The 12,043-nt window shown below is 72.0% G+C and carries 9 protein-coding genes; 6 read left to right on the top strand and 3 right to left on the bottom strand.

Translation table 11 applies throughout. From position 1 onward, the window contains the following. Positions 1-37: 37 nt before the first annotated feature. A complete protein-coding gene (locus tag ACIGEZ_RS23270; protein ID WP_399834041.1) occupies positions 38-205 on the bottom strand; it encodes a hypothetical protein in 168 nt (55 codons plus the stop codon). A gap of 196 nt (positions 206-401) precedes the next feature. Here ACIGEZ_RS23270 and ACIGEZ_RS23265 point away from each other — a divergent pair, with 196 nt between their 5' ends. Continuing rightward, positions 402-875, top strand: coding sequence for a DUF5949 family protein (locus tag ACIGEZ_RS23265; protein WP_399834039.1), 474 nt, complete (start codon positions 402-404; stop codon positions 873-875). Positions 876-893: 18 nt separating this feature from the next. Here the strand turns inward: ACIGEZ_RS23265 and ACIGEZ_RS23260 are convergent, their stop codons facing one another. Further along, positions 894-1,556, bottom strand: a complete 663-nt coding sequence (locus ACIGEZ_RS23260) for a deoxynucleoside kinase (RefSeq protein WP_399834037.1) — start codon at positions 1,554-1,556, stop codon at positions 894-896. Between the two features lie 576 nt (positions 1,557-2,132). Here ACIGEZ_RS23260 and ACIGEZ_RS23255 point away from each other — a divergent pair. Next, a complete protein-coding gene (locus tag ACIGEZ_RS23255) occupies positions 2,133-3,503 on the top strand; it encodes an MFS transporter (protein WP_399834035.1) in 1,371 nt (456 codons plus the stop codon). A 75-nt stretch (positions 3,504-3,578) separates the two neighbouring features. Here the strand turns inward: ACIGEZ_RS23255 and ACIGEZ_RS23250 are convergent, their stop codons facing one another. Next, positions 3,579-5,321: a VanW family protein gene (locus ACIGEZ_RS23250; protein ID WP_399834033.1), complete on the bottom strand. Its 1,743-nt coding sequence runs from the start codon at positions 5,319-5,321 to the stop codon at positions 3,579-3,581. Between the two features lie 139 nt (positions 5,322-5,460). On the opposite strand from ACIGEZ_RS23250, the gene ACIGEZ_RS23245 reads away from it, so the two are divergent. From ACIGEZ_RS23245 to ACIGEZ_RS23230, 4 genes are all read left to right on the top strand, one after another. Next, positions 5,461-6,252 carry an IclR family transcriptional regulator gene (locus ACIGEZ_RS23245; RefSeq protein ID WP_399834031.1) on the top strand — a complete coding sequence of 264 codons (792 nt, stop codon included), beginning with the start codon at positions 5,461-5,463 and terminating at the stop codon, positions 6,250-6,252. A 45-nt stretch (positions 6,253-6,297) separates the two neighbouring features. Next, positions 6,298-6,618 (top strand): putative quinol monooxygenase, encoded by a 321-nt coding sequence (locus tag ACIGEZ_RS23240; protein WP_399834029.1) that lies wholly within the window; start codon positions 6,298-6,300, stop codon positions 6,616-6,618. Positions 6,619-6,776: 158 nt separating this feature from the next. After that, the gene (locus ACIGEZ_RS23235; protein ID WP_399834027.1) at positions 6,777-11,282 is read left to right on the top strand and encodes an aminotransferase class I/II-fold pyridoxal phosphate-dependent enzyme; all 4,506 of its coding nucleotides are present in this window, start codon (positions 6,777-6,779) and stop codon (positions 11,280-11,282) included. Continuing rightward, positions 11,282-12,031: a class I SAM-dependent methyltransferase gene (locus tag ACIGEZ_RS23230; RefSeq protein WP_399834025.1), complete on the top strand. Its 750-nt coding sequence runs from the start codon at positions 11,282-11,284 to the stop codon at positions 12,029-12,031. The genes ACIGEZ_RS23235 and ACIGEZ_RS23230 overlap by 1 nt, the downstream gene beginning before the upstream one ends. The last annotated feature ends 12 nt before the right edge of the window (positions 12,032-12,043 follow it).

Genomic DNA, 12,043 nt, shown 5'->3' with positions numbered 1-12,043 from the left:
GTCGGGCCCGGGCCTGAAGACAGGCCCGGGCGGGGAGCTACCGGGTGGGACCGGAGTGCGGCTTCTCCGCGCGCCTTCGGGCCTCCTCCTCCGCGATACGCGCCTGCCGGTCGGCCTCCTGCTTGGCCTGGAACTCCGCGTGCTCGCGCTCGGCGCGCCGGCGGGCCTCTTCCAGGTCGCGCAACTCGTCGTCGCCCAGCGGCATGACGTCCTCCTGTCGGTCGGTGCGGAGGCCGGCCGGCCCCCGTCGTACCGAGTCTGCGCAGGCGGCCGTTTGTTGCGCAGCCCCGTCGTGGGGGTGAAACAATCCGCGGCCGTCGCCGTCGCACGACGTGAGAGCGTCCTGGGGGAAGGGATCGACGATCTTCTCCCGGCGGCGGAGCGCCCCGTACGCTCAGCCCATGAGTGACAACACGACTTCGTCGTCGTCCCGGTTCGGACAGATCCTGTGTGCCGCGTGGATCGGCAAGCACCCGGGCGACGGGGGAGACTTCCCCATGTTGATGGCGTATTCCGCAGGGGACGGCTCCCTCGGGCCGGCCGCCTCCAGGGTGGCCACGCGCGAGATGGTGGCCGCGTGGGGGATGCGCGAGGGCGCGATGGTCCGGAACCCGGAGATCGACGGGACCCCTGTCGTGGCGTCCTTGGACGACATCACCGTCCGCGTCAGCGGCTTTCCCGGCGCGTGGGACATCGTCCGGCCGACATCCGCCGCCTGGGCTGCCTGCGCCCGGGGACGCGAGCAGATCCTGCTCATGCTGACGACGCGCGTCTGGCCTGAAGGCCCCGCGGCCACCCGAGAGGAGACCTTCGCCTTCATCGCGGACGGGAGGACCACCGGCGCTGCGACGACCATGCTCCTCCCGCTGGTCTGAGCCTCGGAGGGCGCCGACTCAGCCCCGGCGCCCGGCCGCTGCCAGGGCGTCCTTGACCTCCTGCGACAGGCGGGCCGCGTCCTCGGGGTTGTTCACCACATCCGTGTGGTTCATGTCGACGACGAGGACGTCGCTGGCCGAGTAGTGCTTGTGCACCCAGTCGTCGTAGCCGGACCACAGCGTCCGGTAGTACTCCACCAGGCTCTCGTCCTGCTCGAAATCGCGGCCCCGCAGCCCGATACGGTGCAGCACGGTCTCGAAGTCCGCCTTGAGGTAGACCATGAGATCGGGTGCCTTGCGGTAGGGCAGGCCGTCGATCTCGCGCATCATCTCGTCGAGCAGCCCCTCGTACACCTGCATCTCGAGGGAGCTGATCCGGCCCAGGTCGTGATTGACCTTGGCGAAGTACCAGTCCTCGTAGATGGACCGGTCGAGGACGTTGTCGCCCTGCTTGTACGCCTCCTTGATCGCGGCGAACCGGGTCTGCAGGAAGTAGAGCTGGAGCAGGAAGGGGTAGCGCTTCGCCTGGATCTCCTCGGGGCTCGCCGTGTAGAAGAGCGGAAGGATCGGATTGTCGTCCACACTCTCGTAGAAGACGTCGCTCCCCAGCTCCTTGGCGAGCAGCTCGGCCACGCTCGTCTTCCCGATTCCGATCATGCCTCCGACGCAGATCACCGGCATACCTCACTTCTTCCCTGGGGTCTTCTGTTCGCGGACGGGTGGGCTGGGCGCCCCACACCACTGAGACGCATGCCGACGGTCACTCGATTCCCCGGATCCTCATGATCAGCGTCACGTGGGTCACGTCCCGGCCCCCGTCGTGGGGCTTTGCGGGGGTCTGTCGGGGTGTGTGACCGCGGCGCAGGGCGGCGGGGGCGGTCCCGGCAGCTGATCGTTTCTGCGATGAAGGCCGCCGCTCAGCCGGGTGACTTGTGGTTCCGGAGGCTTGGCCGTGAAGTCCCTCAGCATCGCCAACGACGGCGACGAAGCCACCGGGCCACGTCGCGCGCCCTTCGCGCCGCTTCGGCAGGCCGACCGGAGCTGTCGTCGCCCGAACAGGGCGCACCGCGCGAACCTGACGCCCGTCAATGCGCCCTGTCAAGCGCCGCTTGGCGGGGCTCGGCGGGACGGGCATGGGGACGGCGCGCACTCTCCCACCCAGAACTATGGTGTCCCACCACATACGCGGGTGACCTGCACGTTTCTACGGTGTGGCGACACGAACACGTCCCCGTCACCCGCTCGGAAGTGGTGCACATGGCCGCCGCAACACACGCCCCCACGCCCCCCGGCTCCCTCAAGCGCATCGTCGCCGCAAGTCTCATCGGGACCACCATCGAGTGGTACGACTTCTTCCTCTACGGGTCGGCCGCCGCGCTGGTGTTCAACAAGCTGTTCTTCCCGGAGTCCGACCCCCTGGTCGGCACGCTGCTGTCGTTCCTCACCTATGCCGTCGGCTTCGCCGCCCGGCCGCTCGGTGCGCTGGTGTTCGGGCACTACGGTGACCGGCTCGGGCGGAAGAAGCTGCTGGTGCTCAGCCTGTTGCTGATGGGTGGGGCGACGTTCGCGATCGGGTTGTTGCCGACGCACGCGACCGTGGGGTCCGCGGCGCCGGTGCTGCTCACCGCGTTGCGGCTGGTGCAGGGGTTCGCGCTCGGTGGGGAGTGGGGCGGGGCCGTGCTGCTGGTGTCCGAGCACGGGGACGCGAAGAGGCGTGGGTTCTGGGCCTCGTGGCCGCAGACCGGGGCGCCGGCCGGGCAGCTGCTGGCCACCGGCGTCCTGTCCGCCCTGACCGCGCTGCTCTCCGAGTCCTCGTTCCAGTCCTGGGGGTGGCGGATTCCGTTCCTGCTCTCCGGCGTGCTCGTGATCGTCGGGCTCTGGATCCGGCTGTCCGTCGACGAGTCGCCCGTCTTCAAGGCCGCGCTCGCCGCCGCCGAGCAGCGCAAGGCCGACGCCGCCGAGCAGGCCGAGAAGATGCCGCTGGTCGCCGTGCTCAAGCACCACTGGCGCGATGTGCTCATCGCGATGGGTGCCCGTATGGCCGAGAACATCAGCTACTACGTCATCACCGCGTTCATCCTCGTCTACGCCACCACCCAGGTCGGGCTCTCCAAGCAGACCGCCCTCAACGCCGTCCTCATCGGATCCGCCGTCCACTTCGCCGTCATCCCGCTCTGGGGCGCGCTCTCCGACCGGCTCGGCCGCCGGCCGGTGTACCTCGTCGGGGCCGTCGGTGTCGGCCTGTGGATGTTCCCCTTCTTCGCCCTCATCGACCAGGGCTCCTTCGGCAGCCTCCTGCTCGCCGTGACCGTCGGCCTCGTCCTGCACGGCGCCATGTACGCCCCGCAGGCCGCCTTCTTCTCGGAGATGTTCGCGACCCGGATGCGGTACTCCGGTGCCTCCATCGGCGCCCAGTTCTCCTCCGTCGCCGCCGGCGCGCCCGCCCCGCTGATCGCCACCGCGCTGCTCGCCGACTACGACGACTCCACCCCGATCGCCCTCTACGTGATCGCCGCCGCGCTCCTCACGGTCGTCGCCGTCGCCTGCGCCCGCGAGACCCGTCACCGCGACCTCGCCGAGGTCGCCGAGGACGCGCCCGTCACCACTCCCGTCCGCGCCGACGCCTGACCCCGCACCCGCACCCCCACCCGTACGCGAGAAGGGCCCCTCTCTGTGGAGAGGGGCCCTTCGTCCGTCGGCCGGTCACTCACACGTGACCTTGTCCCTTGGCGTGTAGTGCGTGCTGAAGGTCTCGCGCTTGACCTCCGTGCCGCCGTTCCTGAAGACCCGGTCCACCTTGATGTCGAAGCCCTCCAGCGGTTCCTGGACCTCGCACTTCTCGCCCTTCTTGCCCGTGCGCTCGGCCGGCGGCTTGATGTTCGTGCGTTCGCCGGCGACCGCCTCGACCGAGTCGTACTTCTTCGTGCCGAGGAAGCTGACCATCACCGACGAGTCCGTCGAGCTCGCCTTGATGTAGATCGGCTTGCCCGAGTCGTTGCGGAACCTCAGGTCGAGCGTGCCCCACGCGACGGTCGCCTCGCGGCCCGCCGGGTAGCGCTCGATGTAGAAGGAGTGGGCGCCGTGCTCCAGGGGCTTGACGCCTGCGAAGAACAGCGCGTTGTAGACGGTCGTGGCGACCGCGGAGACTCCGCCGCCCGGCGCCTTCTGGTACTGGCCGTCCATGATCATCGTGCCGTCGACGAAGCCGTTGGCCTTGGTACGCTCGCCGACCGTGCGGTTGAAGCTCCACACCTCGCCCGGCCGCACCACCGAGCCGTCGATCAGCTCGACCGCCCGTCCGATGTTGGTCGTACGGTACGGAGCGCTCGGGAAGTTCACCGTGAACGTCGACATCTGCTCCGTGATCCCGAGCTCCGCCGGAGTGTCTCCGGCCAGCTTCGGCTGGGTCAGCGTCGTGGCCACGGCGGCGGTACGTGCCGCGGCGCCCTCCTTCGTGAGCAGCGGCTGCACCGCCTGCCCGAAGGCCTCGGCGGACACCTCGTGGCCGGGGCGGCCGCCGCGTTCGACGACGACGTCGCCGTCCTGGACGCCGAGGCGTGCCTCGACCGCGCCGTTCGTGAAGCCCTCGAGCGGGCGGGCCACGTCGGGGTCGCGCATCAGGGCCGCCGTGTCGAGCGTCGAGGTGAGGCGGCCGCCGTCGTTCCTCACCTTCAGGTGGTCGCCGAGGGTGGCGGTCGAGATCGCCAGGCGCTTCTCCCCGGAGGTGAGCGTGACCGGGCCCGACATGGCGGGGGTCGCGAACTCCTTCATGAAGCGATCGACCTCGGCCGCCCCGATCCTGGGCGGGGTCACCGAGACCGGCAGTACCACGGGTGCCGAGCCGCCCGCTGCGGGGTAGGCGGTGCGCAGGGCGTCCACGGCCGCCGCGGTGTCGAGCTTCCGCCCGTCGACCGGCCGGGTGGCGACGGCCTTGCCGTCCTTGAACGCCACGGCGCCCTCGCGGGTCGCGCGGTCGTGCTCCTTCGCGGTCGCGGCGACGGCCGCGCGCGCCTTCGTCCCGTCGAAGGAGACGACCGGCGCGATCTCGCGCTCGCCCGGGGAGAAGAGGCGGCCGATCACCGTGAACGGGTCGCGGGCCGGGTCCGCGGCGCGGTCGGCCGTGGCCGCCGCGTCGACCGTCAGCCCCGCCGCGGCCGGGTCGACGGTGGCGGTGTCCTCGCCGATACGGACCTTGACCGGGTCCTTCCAGGACGCGGGGGCCGCCGACGTCAGCTTGGCCGCGGCCTCGGCGCGGCTGAGACCGCCGATGTCGACACCGTCGACCCTCGTGCCCTCGGATATGTCGCCGCCCTGGGTGGCGAGGCCCGCCACGTACAGCCCTCCGGCGACGGCCGCGACCGCACCGGTCGCGAGCGCCGCCTTGCGTATGTGGCCGCGGCGCCCTGAGGGTGCCGCGGCGGCGTGGTCGGTGGTGGAGCGGCGCACACACCCTCCCGGTGCGGTAAGGAGTCAGGGGTATCGCAACACCGTACGCCGAATAGGGGTAAATCGGCCATAACCCTCCTTTCTGTGGGACGGTGACACTCCTCTCACCAACGGTGGGCCGGTTCACTAAGGTGGATCGGTGCATGCGTCCCCCGCGGGCCCGACCGGCCCCACCAGCCCCGCCGGCCCCCAGTCCGTCGACCGCGCCCTCGCCATCCTCGACGCCGTCGCCGACGCCGACCGGCCCGTCGGGGCCAAGGAACTGGCCCGCGGGCTCGATTGCGCCCTGTCGACCGTCTACCACCTCGCCGGCCCGCTGATCGCCCGCGGCCACCTCGTACGTACCCCGGACGGGTACGCCCCGGGCCCCCGACTGCCCGCGCTCCACCGCGCCTACCAGCGTCACCACGGCCTCGGTGGCGGCGTCGCCGAGCTCCTCGGCCACCTGCGCCGCGCCTCCGGAGCCGAGGCCTACTTCACCGCCTACCGGCACGGCCGCATCACCGTCGTCGACACCACCGCACCCGTCACCGACACCGCCCACCCCTTCGCCCCCGGACCCGAGGACCGCGCCCACGCCACCGCCCACGGCAAGGCCCTGCTCGCCGGACTGCCCAGGACGCTGCGCCGGCGGTATCTGGCCGACCACGGCATGGCCCGCTTCACCGACCGGACGATCACGAGCCCCGAACGCTTCGAGGCGGAGCTGGCCCGGGTGCGCGACCAGGGCTTCGCCGTCTCCGTGGGGGAGGCGGACCCCGCGTACACCTGCCTGGCGACCACGCTCCCGGGGCGCGCCGACGGCATCGTGCACGCGCTGTCCGTCTCGCTCCCCACCGCCGACTTCCGCCGCCGGCACGGTGCCGTGCGGGCGGCGCTCGCCCGCGCGGTCCCGCTCTTCACCGCGTTTCCGACCGTGCCGGAATCCTGACCCGCACGGCTCGCCCCGGCCCCGGCCGGCGGGCACGCTGGAGGCATGATCTTCATCGCCGTACGGTTCACCGTCCGCCCCGAGTACGCCGACAGCTGGCCCGAGCTCGTCGCCGACTTCACCCGCGCCACCCGCGAAGAGCCCGGGAACCTGTTCTTCGACTGGTCGCGCGGCATCGAGGACCCGCACCAGTACGTCCTCCTGGAGGCCTTCGCCGACGCCGAGGCCGGCGCGGCCCACGTCGCCTCCGACCACTTCACGACCGGTCTAAAGACCATGGCCGGCGCGATCGCCGCCACCCCCGAGATCATCAACGTCGAGGTGCCGCAGCAGGGCTGGGGCGCCATGGCCGAGCTCGCCCGCTGACCGGCCGGCGGGGCGGACCGGCCGTGCACGAGACCGGTACGGCGGGTACCCGCCCCGTCACCCCGCGGTACGCGAGATGCACCGCCCCGCACCAGCCGGGAGACTGGTCGTGAACGGGTCCGTGCCACCAGGGCCACCCGCCAAGGGGGCGGTCGACGATGCCGCTGCGTGAGCTGTCCGGGCCACTGCGCCGCTGGACCCTCGTGTACGTGCTGTTCGTGGCCGGTCTGACCGTCGCCTACCTCGAAGTGCCGTCACGCCACACCATCCTCTGGGCCCTCATCGGCCTCAGTGGCGTGGCCGCCATCCTCACCGGTGTCCATCTGCACAAACCGGCCCGCCGCTGGCCCTGGCTGGTGCTCGCCGCCGCCAACTTCACCTTCGTCGCCGGCGACACGGCGTACAACGCGCTGGAGGCCTTCTTTCACCAGAACCGGCCCTTCCCCTCCCTCGCGGACGCCTTCTACCTCGCCACCTATCCGCTCTTCGCCCTCGGCCTCTACGGCTTCATCCGCTACCGCGCCGCGGGCCGGGACCTCGCGGTCGCGCTCGACGCGCTCATCCTCACCTCGGGTCTCGCGCTGCTCTCCTGGGTCAACCTGATCACCCCGCTCACCACATCCCCGGACATGACCTGGGTCGAGCGCGCGATCTCGATCGCCTACCCCCTCGGCGACGTGCTGATGCTCGCGATGCTCGCCCGCCTCCTCGTGCCGGGCGGACTGCGCTCCCGCGCCGTCCAGCTGCTCACCCTGGGCACCTGCGGCATCCTCTTCTCCGACGTCCTCTACGGAATGAAGCAGCTGGACGGCACCTGGCAGGTCGGCACCCCGTGGGACCTCGGCTGGGTGGTCTTCTTCACCGCCTGGGGCCTGGCCGCCCTGCACCCCTCGATGACCGGCCTCACCGCGCCCGCACCCGAACGGGCGCCGCGGATCACCGAACGGCGGCTCGTCCTGCTCGCCGTCGCCTCCCTCATCGCGCCCGCCCTGCTGCTCTTCCAGTCCCTGCGCATGGACCCCGAACCGGACATCGGCGTCATCGCGATCTTCTCCGCGATCATGTTCCTGCTGGTCCTGGTCCGGCTGTGGGGCATGATGGCCGACCACAGCAGGGCCGAGGCCCGCGAGCGCAGCCTGCGGGTCGCCGCCGCGTCCCTGGTGGCGGCGCTCAGCCCGCGCGAGGTCGCCGCCGCCGTCGAGACCGCGGCCGGCACCCTCTTCGGCGCCGGCACCCCGCACCTGACGATGCTGCTCGCCCGGGACCGGCGCGGCCGGCTCAGCGCCGTACCCACCGCACGCCACCCCTGGAACGTGCACGTCGCCGAGGTCACCGGCCCGCAGGGCCCGCACTGGCCCGAACTCCTCGCCGAAGGCCGCCGGCTCCTGCCCACCGACACGCTCGACCCCGCCATCGCGAACGCCACCGCGCCCGCGACCCACGTGCTGCTCTGCCCGCTCGCCCTCCAGGCCCCCGCCGCGGGCGAGCCGCTGCTCGGCGCACTGCTGCTCGCGGGCACGGACAAGAAGCTCTCCGAGATCGCGGGACCCGCCCAGTCCCTCGCCTCCCAGGCCGCGCTCGCCCTGGAACGGTTCGGGCTGAGCGAGGAGGTCAGCCGCCGCACCAGCGAGGCGTACTTCCGCACCCTGGTGCACAACACCTCCGACGTCATCCTCATCGTCGACGACGACGACACCGTCCGGTATGCGAGCCCCTCGGCGGAGAGCATGTTCGGGCACTCCCTGCTGTCCGGTACCCCGCTCACCGAACTCCTCGCCCCCGGTGACGCGCTGAGCGCCCTGCGCATCCTCGCCGACGTCCGCTCCCACGGACACGTGGACGCCCGCGACGACTGGAAGCTGCTGCACGGCGGCGCCGCCGACCTGGAGGTCGAGGTGCGGTGCAGCAACCTGCGCGACGAGGCCACCGTGCACGGCCTGGTGCTGACCCTCAGGGACGTCACCGAGCAGCGCAAGCTGGAGCGGGAGCTCACCCACCGCGCCTTCCACGACTCGCTCACCGGCCTGCCCAACCGGGTGCTGCTCCTGGAGCGGATCGAGCGCGCCCTGCTGCGCGGCCGCCGCGAATCCACCCTGACCTGCATGCTCTTCGTCGACCTCGACGACTTCAAGGTCGTCAACGACACGATGGGCCACTCCGTCGGCGACGAACTGCTCGTCGCCGTCGCCCACCGGCTCAGCTCCGTGCTCCGGCTCACCGACACCGCCGCCCGGCTCGGCGGCGACGAGTTCGGCGTCCTCATCGAGGGGGCCCGCGAACCCGGCGACGCCGAGGCGCTGGCCGCCGAGATCGTGCACACCCTCAGCCAGCCCTTCCACCTCACCGACGGCGCCGTCTCCGTCTCGACCAGCGTCGGCGTCGCCACCGTCCTCGACAGCGCGCACGCCGAGGAACTCCTCGGCCACGCCGACCTCGCCCTGTACGCCGCCAAGGCCGCCGGCAAGAAGCGGTGGCGGCGCTTCCGGCCGGAGCTGCACTCCCGGCTCGTCGCCCGCCACGAACTCCAGGCCGGCATGGACACCGCCATCGCCGACCATGCCTTCGCCCTGCGCTACCAGCCCATCGTCCAGGTCGACGACGGCGCCCTCGCCGGCTTCGAAGCCCTGATCCGCTGGCCGCACGCCCGCCGAGGCATGGTCCCGCCGGACCAGTTCATCACCCTCGCCGAGGAGAGCGGGCACATCATGCCGCTCGGCGCCTGGGTCCTCGACCACGCGGCCCGCGACATCTCCCGCTGGCAGCGCGCCCGCCCCCGTACGCCGCCGCTGCGCGCCAACGTCAACGTCTCCGCCCGCCAGTTCCGCGACCCCGGCCTGCTCGACGTCGTACGGCGCACCCTGCGCACCTCCGGGCTCGCCGCCGACTCCCTGGTCCTGGAGCTGACCGAGACCGTGCTGATGCGCAGGGACGAGCAGATCGGCACCACCATGCGGGCCCTGAAGGACCTCGGGGTCTCCATCGCCATCGACGACTTCGGCACCGGCTTCTCCTCGCTCAGCTATCTGCGGGAGTTCCCCATCGACGTCCTGAAGGTCGACAAGTCGTTCATCGACGACATCACCACCGACCGGCAGCAGGTCGCCCTCGTCGAGGGCATCGTCCGCATCGCCGACGTCCTCGGGCTCCAGGTCGTCGCCGAGGGCATCGAGAACGAGGACCAGCGCGCCCTCCTCGCCGACATGGGCTGCCGCTACGGGCAGGGCTTCCTGTTCGCCCGGCCGATGACGGCCCATCAGGCCGAGACCTTCCTCCATCGCAGGCCGGGGACGAGGGCCCGCGCCCCCGCCCCGGCCCCCGCCGCCCCGGCCCGGCGCCCCGCCCGTACCCCGGACCGGCCGCCCGCCCCGCCCGCCGGCACCGCACCCTCCCCGGGCCCCGGCCGGCCCGACGCCCGCTGGCACGACCTGGAACGGCTCAAGCGGACCAGCCCCATGTGCGACGCCGTCATCGACGAGGTCGACGGCCGCCGGCTGCGCGTCGGCGACCAGTGGCTCGTCGACTTCGCCTCCTGCAACTACCTCGGCTTCGACCTCGACCCCGAGATCATGGCCGCCATCGACCCCCAGGTCCGCGCCTGGGGCACCCACCCCAGCTGGTCCCGGCTCATCGGCAGTCCCCGCCTCTACCCGCTGATCGAGGAGCGGCTCACCGCACTGCTCGGCGCCCCCGACACCCTGCTCCTGCCCACCATCACCCTCATCCACCAGTCCGTGGTGCCGCTGCTCGCCGCCGGCGGCCACCTCTTCGTCGAGGCCCAGGCCCACCGCACCATCTACGACGCCTGCGTCATCGCCCGCGGCCAGGGCGCCGAGGTGCACCGCTTCCGCGCCGACCACCCCTGGGAACTCGACTCGATGCTGCGCGAGGCCCCCGCCGCCGGCGCCCGGCTGGTCTGCATGGACGGCGTCAACAGCATGACCGGCAACTACCCCGACCTGCCCGGGATCGCCCGGATCTGCCGCGACAACGGCGCCCTGCTGTACGTCGACGACGCCCACGGCTTCGGCGTCATCGGGGAACGCGGCCAGGGGGAGACCAGCCCGTACGGCTCGCGCGGCAACAGCATCGTCCGCCACCTCGGCGAGAGCTACGACGGTATCGTCCTGGTCGGCGGCTTCTCCAAGGCGTACTCCTCGCTCCTCGCCTTCCTCGCCGTACCGCGCCGCCTCAAGGACCACCTCAAGGTGGCCGCCGCCCCCTACCTCTACTCGGGCCCCTCGCCGACCGCCTCGCTCGCCACCGTGCTCGCCGGACTCGAGGTCAACGACGAACGCGGCGACGCCATCCGCGCCGACCTGCACCGCAAGACCGCCCGCGTCCTCGACCACGTACGCAGCCTGGGCATCGCCACCCCCAACACGGACGGCCTGCCGATCGTCGAGATCCCGCTCGGCGACGCCGAGGACCTGGAGGCGGTCGCCACGTTCCTGTGGGAGCGGGGAATCTACGTCACCCTCGCCAGCTACCCGCTCGTACCCCGCAACCGGGTCGGCTTCCGAATCCAGATCACCGCCGCCAACACCGACGAGGAGATCGAGCAGCTCAACGACGTGCTCACCGGCCTCTCGCTGCGCTTCGCCCTCCAGCGCCACGAAGCCGTCCGCCCCGGCGCGATCCCGGCCGGACAGCAGCCGGAGTCATGATGACCACGGAACCCAGGCCCGCGCTCCGCCGGAACGGCGACGCGGACTGGGACGCCTGGCCGGTCGCCGAGTACCTGGCCGAGAACTACCGCCACATGCACCCCTGCGACGTCGGCGTCATCCACCACCACTCCGGCTTCTACCGGCAGTTCGCCCCCGGCAGCATCTCCCGCTCCCTCGAACTCGGCGCGGGCCCCAACCTCTACCCCCTGATGCTCGCCGCCGGCGCCAGCCGCCACATCGACGCCCTCGAACCCGGCTCCGCCGGCCGCGCCTACCTGCGCGAACAACTCGAGCGCGGCCCCGAGGACACCTGGGAGCCCTTCTACGCCCTGTGCCGCTCGCTGGACCCCGCGCTCCCCGCGACCCTCGAGGAGGCCCTTGCCAAGGTCCACGTCGTCCCCGGCGACGCGGGCGACCTCGTCGACGGCCGCTACGACACGGCGTCGATGAACTTCGTCGCCGAGAGCGTCACCGAGGACTTCGGCGAGTTCACCGCCCTGTGCGACGCCTTCGTCCGCTCGGTGCGCCCCGGCGGGCGGCTCGTGGCCTCCTTCATGGAGCGCATGCCCAGCTACCGCATCGGCAGCGGCCCCGTCTGGCCGGCCTGCCCGGTCGACGAGCCCGCGCTGCGCGCCGTTTTCGCCCCCCGCACCGTCGCGCTGCGGACCTCCCGCCTGGCCAAAGACCGCACCCTGCCGGAGTACGGGGACACCGGCGTCCTGCTCCTGACCGCCGAACGCCCGTAGCCGCAGGGCCTG

Source organism: Streptomyces sp. NPDC085481, from assembly GCF_044541845.1.
GTDB lineage: Bacteria > Actinomycetota > Actinomycetes > Streptomycetales > Streptomycetaceae > Streptomyces.
The sequence above is the reverse complement of the archived record's forward strand: the minus strand, read 5'-3'. Positions and strand labels throughout refer to the sequence as shown.

Excerpts from the sequence above, each read along its gene's own strand:
- ACIGEZ_RS23230 (WP_399834025.1), top strand. The coding sequence starts at position 11,282 with ATGACCACGGAACCCAGGCCCGCGCTCCGCCGGAACGGCGACGCGGAC.
- ACIGEZ_RS23240 (WP_399834029.1), top strand. The coding sequence starts at position 6,298 with ATGATCTTCATCGCCGTACGGTTCACCGTCCGCCCCGAGTACGCCGAC.
- ACIGEZ_RS23260 (WP_399834037.1), bottom strand. The coding sequence starts at position 1,556 with ATGCCGGTGATCTGCGTCGGAGGCATGATCGGAATCGGGAAGACGAGC.
- ACIGEZ_RS23235 (WP_399834027.1), top strand. The coding sequence starts at position 6,777 with ATGCCGCTGCGTGAGCTGTCCGGGCCACTGCGCCGCTGGACCCTCGTG.
- ACIGEZ_RS23270 (WP_399834041.1), bottom strand. The coding sequence starts at position 205 with ATGCCGCTGGGCGACGACGAGTTGCGCGACCTGGAAGAGGCCCGCCGG.
- ACIGEZ_RS23255 (WP_399834035.1), top strand. The coding sequence starts at position 2,133 with ATGGCCGCCGCAACACACGCCCCCACGCCCCCCGGCTCCCTCAAGCGC.
- ACIGEZ_RS23265 (WP_399834039.1), top strand. The coding sequence starts at position 402 with ATGAGTGACAACACGACTTCGTCGTCGTCCCGGTTCGGACAGATCCTG.